The following is a 17,076-nucleotide window of genomic DNA, read 5'->3' as shown; positions in this document are numbered from 1 at the left end:
ATGAGCCGACCGGAATCGCCGGCGCTCCGCGCCGCCGACGGTGATCCCGCCGAGTTCGCCGCTGAGCGCCCCCGCTTCGCGGGTCTCGCCCGGGCTCGGAGAAGGCCATCGCTCCACGCCAGTATGCGACCGGTCCGGCGGCGGTCACAAGACGGCAGAAATGCCGACGACCTGGGCTTTTACCTACTCTCCAACGCTTACTTGCTCTCCAACGCCCTTGCGACGGCATGGCGCCGCGTTTCCCGCCGCCTCGTACGCCCCAAGAGCATGGGCACCGGGAAGGACGGGCTTCAGAGCCTGCCGGTCAGAGCTTGTCGATCGGCGCGTAGGCGAGAAGAAGGGTCTTCTCGCCCTCGCTCCCGAAGTCGATCTTCACTCGCGTCTTCTCGGCCTGACCGTCCACCGCCACCACGGTGCCGAGCCCGAACGTGTCGTGGGTGACCCGGTCGCCCGGCGACAGGTTCGGGATCTGCCGGCCGCCGGGCTTCTGCGCGGGAGCCGTACGGGCGGCCGGGCGGGAGGTCGCGGCGGACCAGGCGGTCTTGCCCGGGTCGCCGCGCCACTCGACCAGGTCGCCCGGCACCTCGGACAGGAAGCGCGAGGCGGGGTTGAACGACGGCGCGCCCCAGGCCGAGCGGACCGCCGACCTGGACAGGTAGAGCCGCTCCTTGGCGCGGGTGATGCCGACGTACGCCAGCCTGCGCTCCTCCTCCAGTTCCTTCGGGTCGCTCAGCGAGCGCATGTGCGGGAAGACGCCGTCCTCCATGCCCGTGAGGAACACCACGGGGAACTCCAGGCCCTTGGCGGTGTGCAGGGTCATCAGCGTGACCACCCCGCCGTGGTCGTCCCCCTCCGGGATCTGGTCGGCGTCGGCGACCAGCGAGACCTGTTCGAGGAAGTCGACGAGCGTGCCCTCCGGGTTCGCCTCCTCGAACTCGGCGGCCACCGAGATCAGCTCGTTGAGGTTCTCCAGCCGACTCTCGTCCTGCGGGTCGCCCGAGGTCTCCAGCTCCGTCCGGTAGCCGGTGGCGCTCAGCACCTCCTCGGCCAGGTCGGACAGCGGAAGCTCCTTGGCGCGCAACTCGTCCAGTAACGTGACGAAGTCGCGGATCGCGTTCAGCGAGCGGGTGGCCACGCCCGGCGCCTCGTCGGCCCGGCGCAGCGCCTCCCAGAAGCCGATGCGCTCCCGGTTGGCGAACGCCTCGATCATCGCCTCGGCGCGGTCGCCGATGCCGCGCTTGGGCACGTTGAGGATGCGCCGCAGCGACACCGTGTCGTTCGGGTTGGCCAGGACCCGCAGGTAGGCGAGCAGGTCCTTGACCTCCTTGCGCTCGTAGAACCGCACCCCGCCCACGACCTTGTACGGCAGGCCGGTGCGGATGAAGATCTCCTCGAACACGCGGGAGGCGGCGTTCGTGCGGTAGAAGACCGCCACGTCGCCGGGGGTCACCCCGTGGTCGTCGCCGAGCCGGTCGACCTCCTGCGCGACGAACATGGCCTCGTCGTGCTCGTTGTCGGCCGCATAACCGATGATCTTCGGCCCCGCGCCCTGGTCGGACCACAGGTTCTTCGGCTTGCGGCCCTCATTGCGGGAGATGACCGCGTTGGCGGCGTTCAGGATCGTCTGCGTGGAGCGGTAGTTCTGCTCCAGCAGGATCGTCCGCGCGTCCGGATAGTCGCGCTCGAACTCCAGGATGTTGCGGATCGTCGCACCGCGGAAGGCGTAGATCGACTGGTCGGCGTCGCCGACGACCACGAGTTCGGAGGGCTCGACGCCCTCCCGCACCACGTCGCCGTCGGCGGTGCGCACCTCGGGCCGCCCGACCAGCTCGCGAATCAGCATGTACTGCGCGTGGTTGGTGTCCTGGTACTCGTCGACCATCACGTGCCGGAACCGCCGCCGGTAGTGCTCGGCCACGTCGGGGAAGAGCTGGAACAGCGTGACCGTCAGCATGATCAGGTCGTCGAAGTCCATCGCGCCGGCCTCGGTGAGCCGCCGCTGGTAGGTGCGGTACGCCTCGGCGAGCGTGCGTTCCAGATGGGTCGAGGCCCGGTCGGCCGCCGTCTCGTAGTCGATCAGCTCGTTCTTGAAGTTGCTGACCTGGGCCGAGAAGGAGCGCGGCGGGTAGCGCTTGGGGTCGAGGTCGAGCTCACGGCACACCATCGCCATGAGCCGCTGGGAGTCGGCCTGGTCGTAGATCGAGAAGCTGGAGGTGAAGCCCAGCCGCTTCGCCTCGCGCCGCAGGATCCGCACGCAGGCGCTGTGGAACGTCATGACCCACATGGCCCTGGACCGCGGCCCGATGAGCTTGTCGACCCGCTCCTTCATCTCGCGGGCGGCCTTGTTGGTGAAGGTGATCGCGAGGATCTCCCCCGGCTGGACGTCACGCTCCGCCAGCAGGTACGCGATGCGGTGCGTCAGCACCCTGGTCTTCCCGGAGCCGGCCCCGGCGACGATCAGCAGCGGACTGCCCTGGTGGGTGACGGCGTCCCGCTGCTGCGGGTTGAGGCCGTCGAGCAACGGATGAGTGGCGGCTCGGGTGGACACCTCCTTAGGTTATGACCGCGCGCCGACATCCGGAGCCCACTCGCCCGGCAAGTCCCGTTTAAGGTGATGTGCCGGACCATGAGGAGGCTGCTCGTGCTGGACGAGGCGGAAATCAAGAAGGTGCTGGTGGTCGTCGCGCACCCCGACGACATCGACTTCGGCGGCGCGGGCACGGTCGCCAGACTGACCGAGGCGGGCGCCGAGGTGGTGTACTGCCTGGTCACCGATGGTGACGCGGGCGGGTTCGACCGGGCGGTGGACAACGGCGGCATGGCCGCGCTGCGCCGGGCGGAGCAGACGGCGGCGGCCAAGTGCGTCGGGGTGACCGACCTGCGCTTCCTGGGCTACCAGGACGGCGTGGTCGAGCAGACGCTCGGCCTGCGGCGGGACATCACGCGGGTGATCCGCCAGGTGCGGCCCGACCTGGTCATCACCTCGACCCCGGAGCGCAACTACGAGCGGCTGGGCCCCAGCCACCCCGACCACCGCGCGGTCGGCGGCGCCACCCTCGACGCGGTCTACCCCGACGCGCGCAACCCGTACACCTTCCCCGAACTGCTCGCCGACGAGGGCCTGGAGGCCTGGACCGTCCGCGAGGTGTGGCTCACGGGCGGGATGACCGTCAACCACTACGTCGACGTCACCTCCACCGTCGATCGCAAGATCGCCGCGCTGCGCGCGCACGAGAGCCAGACCGCGCACGTCCCCGACCTGGACGCCATGGTCAAGGGCTGGCTCTCCGGTCACGCCGCCGCCGCGGGCCTCCCCGAGGGCTCGTACGCGGAGGCGTTCCAGCGGGTCGACACCGCCTGAACCGGACGCGCCCGGCCCTCCACCCCCGGGTGGAGATCGCCTGATCTCCACCCCGGTTTCCACCCGCGCTCCGATCCGGTGCGCGCCCGGTCTTCCTACCGTCGTGCGCATGGAAACCGCACAGATCGTCGTCGTCGCCCTGGCCGTACTCGCCCTCCTGATCTACCGGCAGATGAAGCCGAGGCCGGTCGCCAGGCCCGTGGGTCTGATCATCGCCGCCGTGATGGTCGTGGGCGGCCTCGGCGGCGGCGCGCTCGTCGATCCCCGCCACACGGCGCTGAGCCTCGCCGTGCTCGTCGCGGAACTCCTCGTGGCCGCCGGCCTCGGCGTGCTGCGGGCCATGACGACACGTGTGTGGCGCGACCAGCACGGCGTGGCGTGGTCGCAGGGCACCGTCACGACCCTGGTCGCCTGGGTGGGCTCCATCGCCGTCCGGATCGCGATGATCGCCCTGACCTCCCTCCTCGGCCTCGCCTCGTCGCAGACCTCCGTGCTCCTGTTCGTCGGCGTGACCCTCGGCGTCCAGTTCCTGGTCGTCGCCCGGCGGGCGAACGCCCTGCCCACCGTCCCCGTATCGGGTGTCCAGACGGCCCGCTAGCGCCGGGAGTGGCGCTAACGTCGGGACGTGCCCAGTCGTGACGGACATGTCCAGGCCGGCCCGGAGTCCCGCCGCAGGAACGCGATCGCCGCTGCGTGCCTGCGCCTGGCAGTGATCGCCATGCTGGTCGGCGGGCAGGCGACCAGCCCGCCGGGGTTCGGCCTGACCGGCGACCGGCTCGCCGTCACCGCGCTGACCGCCGCGATCGCCGTCGCACTGACCCTCATGGTCGCCGTCCGGCTCTGGCCGATCCTGCCGCGGCGCTGGAACGACGGGCCCGCGGAGGCCGTCCTCATCGGGCTCGCCCTCGTGGCGACCATCGCCCTCGACATGGTCTCGGACAGCGGCCCGGCCGTCGCCGTACTCATGTTCTGCGTCGGAGCCGCGGCCGTACGGCACCCGCTCAGCCGGTCGCTGCCGCTCCTGCTGCTGGCCCTGGCGGGCCTGGGGTCGAGCGTCACGGGCCTGCTGCCGCCGGTCGCCCCCGACGCGCAGGAGCGCGACGTCAGCCTGTGCGTCTCCGTCTGCGTCGTCTTCGCGGTCGCCTACGCCATCAGGCAGCGCAGGGCCGCCACGGCCGCCCAGGCGGGCGAGGCCGTGCTGGCCGAGCGCGCCAGGATCGCCAGGGAGATCCACGACATCCTGGCGCACTCCCTGTCCGCGCAGATCGTGCACCTCGAAGGCGCCCGGCTGCTGCTGCGCGCCGACCGGTCGCCGGAGGCGCTCGACCGGGTGGAACGCGCCCGCGAGCTGGCCAAGAAGGGCCTCGAAGAGGCGCGCAGGGCCGTGGCCGCGCTCCGCGACGACGCCCAGCCGCTGCCCGCCGCGCTGGACGCGCTCGCCGGGGAGTTCCGCGACGCGACCGGCAAGGAGTGCGCCGTCGTCGTCTCCGGGTTCGAACGCCGCCTGCCGCCCGAGACCGAGCTGGCGATGATCCGCACCGCCCAGGAGGCCGTCACCAACGTGCGGCGGCACGCCCCCGGCTCTCCCGCCACCGTACGGCTGAGCTTCGGCGACCGGGAGTGCGAGCTGGAGGTCGTCAACCCCCCGAGTGACGAGCCCGGGACGCCGGGGGGAGGATACGGTCTCGTGGGCATGCGCGAACGCGCCGAACTCCTGGGCGGCACCCTGGAGGCCGGCGAGACCGAGGACGGTTTCCGGGTCCGGCTGCGGGTGCCGGCATGACCGCCCGCGTGCTCGTGGTCGACGACCAGGCCGTGGTGCGCGACGGGCTCGTCCTGCTGCTCGGCCTGCTGCCGGACATCGAGGTGGTGGGGTCGGCGTCCGACGGCGAGGCCGCGCTCCGCCTGGTCGCGGGCGAACGGCCCGACGTCGTGCTCATGGACCTGCGCATGCCCCGGATGGACGGCGTGGAGGCCACCCGCAGGATCCGCGCCGAGTTCCCGGACACCCAGGTCGTCGTGCTCACGACGTACACCGACGACGAGTCGGTCTTCGCCGCGCTGCGGGCCGGGGCGCGCGGCTTCCTCACCAAGAGCGCCGACGCCGAGGAGATCGCCCGCGCCGTCACCACGGTGATGAACGGCGACGCCCAGCTCGACCCCGGCGTGCAGCGCCGCCTCCTGAACACCGTGACCGGCACGGGCGGCGGCACCGGCACCGCACCGCCCGGCGAAACGCCCGGCCCGGCCGCCGCGCCTGCTCACCGGTCGCGTTTCTCGCCGCGCCACGCCCGCGAGGCGGCCCGAGCACGCCGGACGCCGGGAGCGGGGACGCCGGATGCCGGGACATCGGCCGGCGCCGGGACGCCGCCCGGCGGGCTGACTCCGCGCGAGGCCGAGGTGCTGCGGCTCATCGCGCGCGGCCTGTCGAACGCCGAGATCGCCGCCGCCCTGTTCATCGGCGAGGCCACGGTCAAGACGCACATCAACAACCTCTTCGCCAAGGCCGGGGTGCGCGATCGGGCCCAGGCGGTCGCGTACGCCTACCGGACCGGTCTGGCCGACCCCCGCGAGGGCTGATCCAGGCCGCGGGCCACCCGGGCGGCGGCGTAGCCGAGGGAGTTCGTCGCCAGGTGGAGCAGCGCGGGTGCGAGCAGCCCGGCGCGGTGGCGCAGCCCGTGGAACACGAGCCCGGCGACCGCGGTGGACGCCACCGTTCCCGCCACCAGCCGTCCCGTCTCCAGCCGTCCCGTCTCCATCAGGCCGGTGCCCTCGTCCGGGTTCTCCCCGGCGGTCAGGCGGCCGAGTGCGGGGTTGGCCCTGGCCATGTCCAGGGCGGGCAGCACGTGCCACAGCCCGAACAGGGCGGCCGAGGCGGCGACCGCCGTACGGGCCGGAAGCGAGCGGCCGAGCAGGGCGGGCAGCACCCCGCGGAAGCCCGCCTCCTCCAGCAGCACGGTCCCGAACGGCACCTGCACCAGGGCCTCCTCCAGCACCCGGCGACGCGACAGCGCGAGTGCGCGCTCGTCGTGGAAGAGCGCGCGGGTGCGCGGGTGGGCCACTCCGGCGGCGTACACGGCCACGACGCCGGCGGCGAGCGCGCCGCCGGTCACGGCGCCGGCGCGGGCGCGGCGGAAGCCCAGCTCCTGCCAGGTCAGTCCCTCGCGCCGGGCGAGCGCCAGCAGCGCGCCGGTCGCGACCGCCGAGGTCAGCGGCGCCCATCGCCTGGCGACGCGGTTGTTGAGCACGTTCGCCGCCGCGAGCACCCCGAGAGCGCCCCCGAGCACGCCCGCCCGCCTCGTCCGGTTCGTCGTCACGCCCGCCATGCTCCCATCGCCGCCCGGCGAGCCCGGCCTCAGCAGGCCCCCACGCCCTCGGTGTAGCCGTGGGTAAAGTACTGCTGGCGCTGTCGCGGGGTGCCGTGGGCGTCCGGCGCCCACCAGGCGTCGGTGGGGTCGCCCGCCGCCTGGAGGTTGGTGAGCAGCTCCTCCTCGTCGCCCTGCTCGGCGCCCAGCACACCCACCCGGATCAGGCCGCTCAGCGCGGCCCCCGCGTAGCAGTCGGCCTGGAGCTCCCGCTGCACGTTGAAGCGGAAGTCCTCGACGAGCTGGGCCTGCACGGCGTGCCCCAGTTCGTGGGGGATCACGACGTAGACCGCCCCGTCGCCCATCTGGTCGTACATCGCCTTGAGCCAGGTCGCGTCGTAGGCGATGAAATGGCCGTACGGACAGTAGAAGGCGTTCTCGGGCACGGCCGACTGCCCGCCGCAGTCGGGGCCGTTGTTCCCCTGGTAGGCGACGAAGCGGGTGATCGGGCGGTAGGTGCCGCCGCTCTCCCGGAAGCGTTGCGACCAGAACCACTCGGTGAGGCACCGGGCCAGCTTGACGTCGCCGGGGAAGTCGTCGCCCGTGCCCTCGCACGGCGTTCCCCGGGACGCCGCGTCCCCCGGCTGCGCCCGGTCGGGCGGGGAGCCGGTGAGCGTGCCGCAGGAGGCGACCAGGAGCGCCAGGATCAGGAGCGCGGCCAGTGTACGGCGGGTCATTTCCATGTGGATACCCATTTGGACGGCAAAGATTTGCGCCGTCGCCGAACGCGAGGGCCTCACATCCCCCAGGTGTGGACGGGCTCGTTGGTGTGCATGTGCTGCAGGTAGCGGAGGGTCATGCGGCGCAGCGCCTCGTGGTCGCCGCCGAACGCGCGGGCCGTCCTGACCTGCCAGTCCGCCCCCGTACGGCCGGTCACGCAGCGCCGCTCGATGATGCCGAGCAGCCGGTCGCGCTGGACCGGGTCGACCTCCCACAGGTCGAGCCCGTGGTAGGCCATGGGCAGCAGCCTGCGCAGGATCAGCTCGGCGGCGGGCACCTCCCCCAGGCCCGGCCAGTAGAGGCGGGCGTCGAGGCCGTGCCGCGCGGCGTTGCGGAGGTTGTCCTCGGCCGCGGCGAAGGACATGCGCGTCCACACGGGCCGCTCGGCCGCCGGGAGTACGCGCATGAGCCCGTAGTAGAACGCGGCGTTGGCGGCGATGTCGGCCACCGTCGGCCCGGCGGGCAGCACCCGGTTCTCCACCCGCAGGTGGGGGACGCCGTCGGAGACGTCGTAGACGGGCCGGTTCCAGCGGTAGACGGTGCCGTTGTGCAGGCGCAGCTCGTGCAGCTCGGGCACGCCGCCCTCGTCGAGGATCCGCCTCGGGTCTTCCTCGTCGCACAGCGGCAGCAGCGCGGGGAAGTAGCGGACGTTCTCCTCGAACAGGTCGAAGACCGAGGTGATCCACCGCTCCCCGAACCAGACGCGCGGCCGCACGCCCTGGGCCTTCAGCTCCTCGGGCCTGGTGTCGGTGGCCTGCTCGAACAGGCTGATCCTGGTCTCGCGCCACAGCTCCTTGCCGAACAGGAACGGCGAGTTGGCCGCGACCGCGACCTGCGGACCGGCGATGACCTGGGCCGCGTTCCAGTGGTCGGCGAACGTCTCGGGGCTGACCTGCAGGTGGAGCTGCACGCTCGTGCACGCCGCCTCGGGGGTGATGCTGTCGGCGTAGGTGTCGAGCCGGTCCACCCCCTCGATCACGAGGTGCAGGTCCTCGCCCCTGGCGGCGAAAATCTGCTCGTTCAGCAGCTTGTAGCGGGGGTTGGCCGACAGCGTTCCCTCGCTGACGTCGCTCTCGCGCAGCGTCGGCAGGATGCCGACCAGCATGAGCTGCCCGCCGACGCGCGCCGCCCGCTCCTGCGCCCGGTTGAGGCGCAGCCGTACGGACTCCTCGAGCAGGCGGCTGCCCTCTCCGGACAGCACCTGCGGCGGGATGTTGATCTCGACGTTGAACTGGCCCAGCTCCGTCGCCCAGTCGGGCTCCGCGATGGCGGCCAGGACCTCGGCGTTCTTCATCGCCGGCTCGCCCCGGGAGTCGACCAGGTTCAGCTCGATCTCCAGGCCCATCTGGGGCCGGTCGAACCCGAACCGCGACTCCCGCAGCATCTCGGCCAGGACGTCCAGCGACAGCTTCACCTTGTCCCGGTAGCGACGGCGGTCCTCCCGGCTGAAGGAGACGGAGGGTACGTCACGGCCCATTAACTGAGCGTCGCACGCCGAGGGGCGATCGCACCAGACGGGTCCGCGCAGACGGGTTCAGACCAGACGTCTGGCGGTGGCCCAGCGCGACAGCTCGTGCCGGTTGGACAGCTGCAGCTTGCGCAGCACGCTCGACACGTGCGTCTCGACCGTCTTCACCGAGATGAACAGCTCCTTGGCGATCTCCTTGTAGGCGTAGCCCCGGGCGATCAGCCGCAGCACCTCGCGCTCCCGCTGGGTGAGCGAGTCGAGCTCCGGGTCGATGGGCGGGGCCTCCGTCGAGGCGAACGCGTCGAGCACGAACCCGGCCAGCCGCGGCGAGAACACCGCGTCGCCCTCGGACACCCTGATGATCGCGTCGGTCAGCTCGGCACCGCTGATCGTCTTGGTCACGTAGCCCCGGGCGCCGCCCCGGATGACCCCGATCACGTCCTCTGCCGCGTCCGACACCGACAGCGCGAGGAAGCGCACCTGGGAGCCCGAGCCGAGCACGCGCCGCAGCACCTCCTGGCCGCCGCCGCCCGGCATGTGCACGTCGAGCAGCACCACGTCGGGCTGCAGCTCGCCGATCGCCGTCACCGCCGACTCCACGTCCTCGGCCTCGCCGATCACCTGGATCGACGGCCCCAGCTCGGCCCGTACGCCGGACCGGAACAGCCGGTGGTCATCGACGATCAGCACGCGTACGGTCTTCATTGCTCCCTCTTCATGGTCAGCATGACCTCGGTTCCGTCGCCCGGCTCGGTCCTGACCCGGGCGCTTCCCCCGTTGCGCTCCATCCTGCCGATGATCGACTGGCGGATGCCCATCCGGTCCCCGGGGACGTCGTCGAGCACGAAGCCCTTGCCCCGGTCCCGGACGAACACCGTCACCTCGTCGGGCTCGACCTCGGCGTAGACGGAGACGACCGGAGCCCCACTGTATTTGCACGCGTTGACCATCGCCTGCCGGGCGGCCTGCAGCAGGGCCACCAGGCCCTCGTTCAGCTCGCAGTCGCCCACGCAGACCACCTCGATCTGCACGCCGTGGGCGTCCTCCTCCTCGGCCGCGACCCGCCGTACGGCCGCGGCGAGGGTGGCGTCGGCGTCCTGCTTGGGCTGGTAGAGCCAGTTGCGCAGCTCCCGCTCCTGCGACCGGGCGAGCCGGGCGACCTCCCGCGCGTCGTGGGCGTTGCGCTGGATGAGGGTCAGCGTGTGCAGCACCGAGTCGTGGACGTGGGCGGCCACCTCGGCCCGCTCCTCCTGCCTGATGCGCTCGGTGCGCTCCCGCTGGAGCTCCTTCACGAGCGAGGCCAGCCAGGGCGCGGCGATCATCAGCATGCCGCCGACGACGACCGCGGTGAACACGAGCCCGGTCCTGGCCTTGGCCAGCTCGCCGCTCGCGGCCAGGAAGCCGATCGCGCCCACGACGACGAGCAGCGCCCCGATGCCGGTGCGCACCCAGGTCGTGCTGACCTGCTTGACCGCGCCGGACATCCACCGCTGCCGCCGGCCCGGATCGGCCTGCTGCCACAGGATCAGCGCGCCGATGCCGCCGACCGCGATCGGCCACGTGCCGAACCCGCCGCTGGAGGCGCCCGTCATCCACGCGAAGCCCGCCAGCGCCAGCCACAGCACGCCGTACGCGGCGAGCTGGCCCCACTCGCGGGCCGGCTCGCGGCCCTTCACCTCCTCCTTGGGGGTGAACATCCACAGCGCGGCGTACGCCACGACGCCCAGCCCGTCGACGACGGTGAGCAGCACGAACGCGAGGCGCAGCACGACGGGGTCGAGCCGCAGCTGGGCGGCGGCACCCTGCGCGACGCCCGCGACCACCCGGCCAGAGGCGGGCCGGACCATCCGGGGATACGCCGCGGGGGCGTTAGGCATCTCAGACATCTCGGGAAGCATCGTCACACGTCACGAGCCATGAGCGCATCAGGGCATGCCCTGACGCCACCCCTGAGGGGTCGGGGACGAGTCAGGGGTTCCCCCGATGGCAGGGGTACGGCGGGCGAGGCCAGGATGGGACCATGACCGAGGCACCACCGACCCCCGCTCCCGACTCCGCCGGCATGCCCGAGCCCGAGAAGGCACTGAGCCGCTCCCGGGACGGGCGCATGATCACGGGCGTCTGCGCGGGCCTCGGCAGGTTCACGGGCATGGACCCCGTGCTCTTCCGGGTCGGCTTCGCCGTGCTGGTCCTCGCCTCCGGCATCGGCGTCATGCTGTACGTCGCGGCGTTCCTGCTGATGCGCCAGCCGGGCGGCGGCCCCGGTCACCTGGAGCAGTGGACCAGGCGGCTGTTCGACGCCGAGACCGTGCTCGCGCTGCTGGCCGCGGTCTTCGCGTTCGGACTGATCATCAACGTCGCCTCCGGGGGGATCAACCGCGGCACGATCGTGGTCGGCACGTTGCTGGCCATCGTGCTGATGGCCGCCCACGCGCGCGGCGTCGATCTGCTGACGATGGCCAAGTCGATGCCCGAGCGGGCGACCGGACGGCGCGGCATGACCCGGGCCACCCCGAATTTCGCGCCGTTCGCGCCCTTCACCGCGCCGCCCGCGAGGGAGCCGTACGGGGCGGATGCGCCGATGGCGGAGACACCGCTGCGGGAGACACCGGCGCCGCAGGCACCGGCGCCGGCGCCGCAGGGGGCCGCAGCGCAGGGGGCCGCAGTGCAGGGGGCCGCAGCGCAGGGGGCCGCGACGGACACGGCGGTCCCCGGCCCGGACGCCCCCGGCGCCCCCGCGGGCAGAGCCCCGGACGACACCGCGATCCAGGACACGATGGTCCAGGACGCGGCCGTGGACGAGACCGCGATCCACGACACGATCGTCCAGGACCCGGTGGCGACGACCCCGAAGGCCGTGGACGACACGCTCGTCCAGGAGGCCGTCGCCGGGGACGCGGCGGCCCCGGCGGGGCGGCCCGACGGCGACCCGCCGACCCGGCCCTTCGAGCCCGTCGGCCGGCTGGCCGCGGAGCCCGCCCCAGACCCGAACACCCTTGGCCCCAGCAACCCGGGGCCGGACGTCTACGGGGCGCCGGCCGGCTGGGCTCCCGGTGCGCCGGGGCCCTCCGGCTCCGCCGCTCCGGCCGGCGACGGCTACCGGCGGCTGTCCGACCTTGCCCGCGAGGCGCGGGCGGGCACGTACGGCCACGGCGGCGCCCAGGAGCACCGGCACGGCATGGGACACGGAGCCGGAGGGCACGGGTACGGGGCCGGAGAGCCCTTCGCCCCCCACGGCCCCTACACGAGGCGTGAGCCGTACCAGCCGTACGCCGCGCCCTACCCGCCGAGCCCCTACGCCCCGCCCACGCCGCCGCCCCCACGGCCGGCGAAGCCCAAGCGCCCCAGGTCGTTCATCGGCGGCCTCACCATCTGCCTCGCCCTGATCGTTGGAGGGATCATGGTCACCATGCAGCGGACCGGCTCCGGGTCGGTCGGCCTGCCGGTCGTCGGCGGGGCGGTCCTCGTCACGATCGGGGCGGGCCTGCTGGTCGCGGCCTGGTTCGGCCGGGGCGCCGCGCTGGTCGCCGCCGGGACGATCGTGGCCCTCGTGCTGGTGGGAAGCTCGACGGTGAACGGCATCCCCCGCAAGGTCGGCAGCTTCGTCTGGCACCCCGTCGGCTTCGTCCAGTCGCCCGGCGCCTACGAACTGGGCATCGGCGAAGGCAAGCTCGACCTGAGCGACGTGACGCTCAAGCCGGGCGGCCGGGTCAGGTTCGACGCCTCGGTGTCGATGGGACAGCTCACGGTGATCGTCCCGTCGACCGCCCGCGTGGAGGTGCACGGTTCCTCCAAACTGGGCGAGGTGAAGATCGACCAGAAGGTCGAGGACGGTACCGACGTCAGCTTCGACCGGGTCCTGGAGCCGGAGACGCCCGTCGAAGGCGACGCGCCGACGATCGAGCTGCACGTCAAGGCCGGTATCGGAGACGTGGAGGTGCGCCGTGCGGCCTGAGTCGCGACCCGAGCGCCCGCGCCGGGTGCACCGTACGGACTGGATGGCCCTGCTGTGCGGCCTGCTGTTCATCGGAATGGGGATCCGCTACCTGACCGGGCCCGATCCCGACGCCGTCATCATGGCGCCCATCCTCGTCGGGGGGCTGGGCTTCGCGGCCTTCGTCGCCATCCTCGCCAAGGCCATCCGCCGCTGATCCGCTGATCTGCTTCCGGCCGGTGCCGCGTCCGCGCGGCGCCGGCCGTTCGTCTTTTCCGGCTTTTTCGGGCCGAACCACCGCCAGGAGCATACTCAGTATGCATACTGAGTATTCATGTCAGTACGACACGGCCTGCTCGCCCTGCTGAGCCGGGGCCCGCGCTACGGCTACCAGCTCAGGGCCGAATTCGAGACGTCCACGGCGACGACCTGGCCACTGAACATCGGGCAGGTCTACACGACGCTGTCCCGCCTCGAACGCGACGGCCTGGTGTCCCGCGACGGCCAGGGCGACCAGGACGAGCAGGGCCGGGTCCGGCACGCCATCACCCAGGAAGGCCGCGACGAGCTCGACCGGTGGTTCGCCAAACCCGTCTCCCGAACCGACCGGCCCCGCGACGAGCTCGTCATCAAGCTCGCGATGGCCGTCACCACCCCGGGTGTGGACGCGGCGGCGGTCATCGCGGCCCAGCGATCCGCGACGATGCGCGGCCTGCAGGAGCTCACCCGTGCCAAGCGGAGCCTCGACGCGTCCGCGGAGGCCGCGCAGCGCCTCGTCCTCGACTCGATGATCTTCCATGCGGAAGCGGAGCAGCGCTGGCTCGAGCACTGCGAAGCCCTGCTCATCCGCCCGACCAAGGAGAATCCGTGACTGAACACCACCCCCCGGACCGGTTACCCGTTCCGGACGGCGAGCCGGTCGTGCGCTTGACCGATGTCGTACGCGTCCACGGCGAGGGGACGCGAGCCGTCCAGGCTCTGCGGGGCGTCAGTCTGGACGTCCACACGGGCGAACTGGTCGCGGTCATGGGCCCGTCCGGGTCCGGCAAGTCCACCCTGCTCAACCTCGCGGGCGGGCTCGACCGCCCGACGGAGGGGTCGGTGACGCTCGAAGGCCGCGAGCTGCGGGGTCTGTCACCGAAGCAACTGGCGGAGCTGCGCCGCAGGAGCGCCGGCTACGTCTTCCAGGACCTCAACCTCATCCCGTCGCTGACCGTCGCGGAGAACGTCGCGCTGCCGCGCGAGCTGGACGGCGTCCGTACGGCGAAGGCCAGGCGGGACGCCTTGGCGGTGCTGGAGGAGGTCGGGCTCGCCGACCTCGGCGACCGGTTCCCCGACGACCTGTCGGGCGGCCAGCGCCAGCGGGCCGCCATCGCCCGCGCGCTGGTCGGGGAACGGCGGCTGCTCCTGGCGGACGAGCCGACCGGCGCCCTCGACACCCGGGCGGGCGACGAGATCATCCAGGTGCTCCGGCAGCGGGCCGACGCGGGGGCCGCCGTGCTGCTGGTCACGCACGAGCCCCGCTACGCCGCCTGGGCCGACCGCGTCGTCTTCCTCAAGGACGGGCAGATCGTCGACTCGGCGGCCGCCGGGATGGAGACCGCCCGATGAAAGGTGTCAGGGCCGCGTTGCGGATCTCCCGCCGCAACGCCCGGCGGTCGAAGTGGCGCAGCGCACTGATCCTCGCGATGATCGGCCTTCCGGTCGCCCTCGTCTCCTTCGTGCTGAGCGCCGTCTTCGGCCCGGGGCCGATGCCCGACCATCAGCGCTACCCCCTCGGGCAGGCCGACGCACTGGTGACCGGTGCCCATGAGTGGGCGAGCCTCACCCAGGACGCGTGGGGACAGCAGATCTCCTGGGACGGGGCGCGGAAGCAGACGCCCTTCACGCAGGCGGAGATCACGGCGCTCCTCGACCCCGGCAGCCGGGTCATCCCGGTCGCCCAGGCGGATTTCCGATACCTCACTCCGGAGGGGTACTGGATGGGACAGATCCGTCAGGTCGATCTCCGTGATCCGATGTCCAGGGGCACCTTCCGGCTCACCGAGGGCAGGCTTCCCGCCGCCCCCGGCGAGGCCGTCGTGTCCGCCACGATGCTGGGCTCGGACACGGCTCCCGGCGTCACGCTCTTCGCCGGGGAGGAACGCCGGCCGCTCCGGGTCGTCGGCGTCGCCCTGTTCGACCTGACGGGGATCCCGCCCGACCTCACGGTTTTCCCCGGCAGCCTGCCCGACAGCGCGTTCGGGCGGTTGGATCCCACGCTGATGTCGCACGCCTGGCTCGTGGAGTCTCCGCGTCCGGTGACGTGGGCGGACGTGCGGCGGCTCAACGAACACGGCCTCGTGGTCGTCAGCCGGGCGGTGATCGACGGCATTCCGCCGGACGAGCCGTCGTGGGCCGGGCCCTCCCTCCCGCAGATCGCGCCGTGGGTCGGGATCATGCTGCTCGAGGTCGTCCTGCTGGCCGGGCCGGCCTTCGCCATGGGGCGGCTGCGCAGATCGCGCGAGTTCGCGCTCGTCGCCGTCCAGGGCGGCTCGCCCGCGCACCTGCGGACGATCGCGCTCGCCGACGGCCTGCTGTTCGGCGTCGCCGCCTCCGTCCTCGGTGCCGCCCTGGGCGTGGGCGCGGCCTGGCTCGCGCGGCCGCTGCTGGAGCAGCGGGCGGGCTACCTGCTCGGCCCGTTCGCCGCCCCCTGGGCGGCGGTCGCGACGGCCGCGGCGCTGGGCGTCGTCGCCGGATTGCTGGCCGCCCTCGCCCCGGCCGTCGCGGCGAGCCGTACGGACCCCGTCGCCGTGCTGTCGGGCAGGCGCGAGCGAGGCAGAGACCGTGCGGGCCGGCCGCTGCCCGGGATCGTGCTCGTCGTCGCGGGCACGGCGGCGACCATCGTGAGCGCCGGTCACGAGCTCGGTTGGATCGCGACCTCGGCCCTGGTCACCCAGCTCGGTCTGGTGGCCCTGACACCGGCGCTCATCGCGGCGGTCGCCAGGCTCGCCGCCCGGCTCCCCCTGCCGCTCCGGTTCGCCGCCAGGGACGCCGCACGCAACAGGGGCCGTACGGCGCCCGCCGTCGCCGCGGTGATGACCGCGGTCGTGGCGCTCACGGCCGTCGGCGTCACCTGGCAGACCCGGCTGGCCGAGGGGCCGGACTACGTGCCCGACCATCCACAGGCACCGGCCGGGACCCTGTCGATCAGCGGACAGGACCTCACTCCCGAGCTGTGGGATCGCGTCCGCTCCGCCGTACGCGGAGAGCTGCCCGCCCGCGTGCCGCTCGTCGAGGCGCGGATGCTCGCGACCAAGTCCGGAGTACCGGCGTACGCCTCGATGTCGATCGACGCACCGGCCAATGAGATGGAGTTGCCGGACGTGAGCATGTCCGGAGACCTCCTGGTGGGGAACGAGGACCTGCTCCGCTACGTGCTGAGGCGCGAGGACCCGCGGGCGGTGGCGGCGCTCCACGAGGGGAAGGCCGTCGTGCTCAACCCCGCCGTTATCCGGCAGGGGCAGGTGAGACTCGATCTGGCGGCCGGGCCCGGGCCGGACGACTCACAGTCGCTCACGCTGCCCGCCGTCGGGGTACGGGCCACCGGGGAGGGCTGGGCCCGCGCGGTCATCGCGCCCGAGGTGGCCGCCAAGAACGGGTACGGCACCGTCATCACCATGCTCGTGGTGGATCCCGCGGACTTCCGCGTCCCGAGGGCGACGGCAGACCGGATCGCCGCGGCGGTGGAGCGGATCAGCGGCAAGGCCACTGTGCGACTCGAAGTGCCGGTGGCTCCCGGCAACACGATGCTCCTGGTCGTCCTGGGCATCGCCGCGGCCGTGCTCGTGCTGGGGATGACGTTCGTCGCCACCATGCTGGCCGCCGCCGAGTCGCGTCCTGACCTGGAGACCATGTCGGCCGTGGGGGCGGCCCCACGGGTGAAACGCGCGGTCGTCGCCGGGCAGGCCCTGGTGATCGCGCTACTGGGCTCGGTCACGGGCGTGCTCGCCGGTCTCGCACCGGGCATCGCCACGGCCCGGCACCCCGCGGTTCACCAGGTGGTGATCCTGCGAAAGGACGGCGTGTCGGCGATCGTACAGGCGGGCTCCGGACCGGCGTTCGCGATTCCCTGGGCGCTCGTCGGCCTGCTCGTCGTGGTGCTTCCCCTGCTGGCCGCGCTCGGCGGCGCCGTGTTCACGCGGTCGCGCCTGCCGCTTCCCCGAAGGAGGGCGACCTGACGAGGGGG

The 17,076-nt window shown here is 72.7% G+C and carries 15 protein-coding genes; 9 read left to right on the top strand and 6 right to left on the bottom strand.

Features of this window, described 5'->3' with window-relative positions; all coding sequences use genetic code 11:
- Window positions 1-304 precede the first annotated feature (304 nt).
- On the bottom strand, window positions 305-2,548 hold the full coding sequence (gene pcrA / locus Msi02_RS21705; RefSeq protein WP_079318269.1) for a DNA helicase PcrA: 2,244 nt from the start codon (window positions 2,546-2,548) through the stop codon (window positions 305-307).
- A gap of 78 nt (window positions 2,549-2,626) precedes the next feature.
- On the opposite strand from pcrA, the gene Msi02_RS21700 reads away from it, so the two are divergent.
- The 4 genes from Msi02_RS21700 (at window position 2,627) to Msi02_RS44010 (ending at window position 5,941) form a co-directional block, all read left to right on the top strand.
- Window positions 2,627-3,361, top strand: a complete 735-nt coding sequence (locus Msi02_RS21700; protein ID WP_204049988.1) for a PIG-L deacetylase family protein — start codon at window positions 2,627-2,629, stop codon at window positions 3,359-3,361.
- A 109-nt stretch (window positions 3,362-3,470) separates the two neighbouring features.
- Entirely contained in the window at window positions 3,471-3,959 is a 489-nt protein-coding gene (locus Msi02_RS21695) for a hypothetical protein (RefSeq protein WP_204049987.1), read from the top strand.
- A 27-nt stretch (window positions 3,960-3,986) separates the two neighbouring features.
- The gene (locus tag Msi02_RS21690; RefSeq protein WP_204049986.1) at window positions 3,987-5,144 is read left to right on the top strand and encodes a sensor histidine kinase; all 1,158 of its coding nucleotides are present in this window, start codon (window positions 3,987-3,989) and stop codon (window positions 5,142-5,144) included.
- Window positions 5,141-5,941: a response regulator transcription factor gene (locus Msi02_RS44010; protein ID WP_204049985.1), complete on the top strand. Its 801-nt coding sequence runs from the start codon at window positions 5,141-5,143 to the stop codon at window positions 5,939-5,941. The genes Msi02_RS21690 and Msi02_RS44010 overlap by 4 nt, the downstream gene beginning before the upstream one ends.
- Here the strand turns inward: Msi02_RS44010 and Msi02_RS21680 are convergent.
- From Msi02_RS21680 to Msi02_RS21660, 5 genes are read right to left on the bottom strand one after another with little or no spacing between them, the layout of a single operon-like run.
- Complete coding sequence (locus Msi02_RS21680; protein WP_239108589.1) at window positions 5,905-6,678, bottom strand: CPBP family glutamic-type intramembrane protease; 774 nt, start codon at window positions 6,676-6,678, stop codon at window positions 5,905-5,907. The genes Msi02_RS44010 and Msi02_RS21680 overlap by 37 nt on opposite strands.
- Before the next feature lie 38 nt (window positions 6,679-6,716).
- Window positions 6,717-7,403 carry a neutral zinc metallopeptidase gene (locus Msi02_RS21675; protein ID WP_204049984.1) on the bottom strand — a complete coding sequence of 229 codons (687 nt, stop codon included), beginning with the start codon at window positions 7,401-7,403 and terminating at the stop codon, window positions 6,717-6,719.
- A 59-nt stretch (window positions 7,404-7,462) separates the two neighbouring features.
- Window positions 7,463-8,923 carry a glutamate-cysteine ligase family protein gene (locus Msi02_RS21670; RefSeq protein ID WP_204049983.1) on the bottom strand — a complete coding sequence of 487 codons (1,461 nt, stop codon included), beginning with the start codon at window positions 8,921-8,923 and terminating at the stop codon, window positions 7,463-7,465.
- 57 nt (window positions 8,924-8,980) lie between these two features.
- Window positions 8,981-9,619, bottom strand: a complete 639-nt coding sequence (locus Msi02_RS21665; protein WP_076432599.1) for a response regulator — start codon at window positions 9,617-9,619, stop codon at window positions 8,981-8,983.
- Window positions 9,616-10,791 (bottom strand): ATP-binding protein, encoded by a 1,176-nt coding sequence (locus Msi02_RS21660; protein ID WP_373308290.1) that lies wholly within the window; start codon window positions 10,789-10,791, stop codon window positions 9,616-9,618. The genes Msi02_RS21665 and Msi02_RS21660 overlap by 4 nt, the downstream gene beginning before the upstream one ends.
- 143 nt (window positions 10,792-10,934) lie before the next feature.
- On the opposite strand from Msi02_RS21660, the gene Msi02_RS21655 reads away from it, so the two are divergent.
- The 5 genes from Msi02_RS21655 to Msi02_RS21635 all read left to right on the top strand — a co-directional run bounded on the left by Msi02_RS21655 (window position 10,935) and on the right by Msi02_RS21635 (window position 17,068).
- Entirely contained in the window at window positions 10,935-12,869 is a 1,935-nt protein-coding gene (locus tag Msi02_RS21655) for a PspC domain-containing protein (protein WP_204049981.1), read from the top strand.
- Complete coding sequence (locus tag Msi02_RS21650; protein ID WP_079318253.1) at window positions 12,859-13,065, top strand: hypothetical protein; 207 nt, start codon at window positions 12,859-12,861, stop codon at window positions 13,063-13,065. The genes Msi02_RS21655 and Msi02_RS21650 overlap by 11 nt, the downstream gene beginning before the upstream one ends.
- 117 nt (window positions 13,066-13,182) lie before the next feature.
- On the top strand, window positions 13,183-13,719 hold the full coding sequence (locus tag Msi02_RS21645) for a PadR family transcriptional regulator (RefSeq protein ID WP_204049980.1): 537 nt from the start codon (window positions 13,183-13,185) through the stop codon (window positions 13,717-13,719).
- The gene (locus tag Msi02_RS21640; protein ID WP_308441821.1) at window positions 13,716-14,459 is read left to right on the top strand and encodes an ABC transporter ATP-binding protein; all 744 of its coding nucleotides are present in this window, start codon (window positions 13,716-13,718) and stop codon (window positions 14,457-14,459) included. The genes Msi02_RS21645 and Msi02_RS21640 overlap by 4 nt, the downstream gene beginning before the upstream one ends.
- A complete protein-coding gene (locus Msi02_RS21635; protein ID WP_204049979.1) occupies window positions 14,456-17,068 on the top strand; it encodes an FtsX-like permease family protein in 2,613 nt (870 codons plus the stop codon). The genes Msi02_RS21640 and Msi02_RS21635 overlap by 4 nt, the downstream gene beginning before the upstream one ends.
- Window positions 17,069-17,076 lie beyond the last annotated feature (8 nt).

It is taken from the genome of Microbispora siamensis (assembly GCF_016863095.1).
Lineage (GTDB): Bacteria > Actinomycetota > Actinomycetes > Streptosporangiales > Streptosporangiaceae > Microbispora > Microbispora siamensis.
This window is presented reverse-complemented; position numbering and strand designations above follow the sequence as displayed.

Excerpts from the sequence above, each read along its gene's own strand:
- Msi02_RS21675 (WP_204049984.1), bottom strand. The coding sequence starts at position 7,403 with ATGACCCGCCGTACACTGGCCGCGCTCCTGATCCTGGCGCTCCTGGTC.
- Msi02_RS21655 (WP_204049981.1), top strand. The coding sequence starts at position 10,935 with ATGACCGAGGCACCACCGACCCCCGCTCCCGACTCCGCCGGCATGCCC.
- Msi02_RS21700 (WP_204049988.1), top strand. The coding sequence starts at position 2,627 with ATGAGGAGGCTGCTCGTGCTGGACGAGGCGGAAATCAAGAAGGTGCTG.
- Msi02_RS21635 (WP_204049979.1), top strand. The coding sequence starts at position 14,456 with ATGAAAGGTGTCAGGGCCGCGTTGCGGATCTCCCGCCGCAACGCCCGG.
- Msi02_RS21660 (WP_373308290.1), bottom strand. The coding sequence starts at position 10,791 with ATGCCTAACGCCCCCGCGGCGTATCCCCGGATGGTCCGGCCCGCCTCT.
- Msi02_RS21665 (WP_076432599.1), bottom strand. The coding sequence starts at position 9,619 with ATGAAGACCGTACGCGTGCTGATCGTCGATGACCACCGGCTGTTCCGG.
- Msi02_RS21670 (WP_204049983.1), bottom strand. The coding sequence starts at position 8,923 with ATGGGCCGTGACGTACCCTCCGTCTCCTTCAGCCGGGAGGACCGCCGT.
- Msi02_RS44010 (WP_204049985.1), top strand. The coding sequence starts at position 5,141 with ATGACCGCCCGCGTGCTCGTGGTCGACGACCAGGCCGTGGTGCGCGAC.
- Msi02_RS21695 (WP_204049987.1), top strand. The coding sequence starts at position 3,471 with ATGGAAACCGCACAGATCGTCGTCGTCGCCCTGGCCGTACTCGCCCTC.
- Msi02_RS21645 (WP_204049980.1), top strand. The coding sequence starts at position 13,183 with ATGTCAGTACGACACGGCCTGCTCGCCCTGCTGAGCCGGGGCCCGCGC.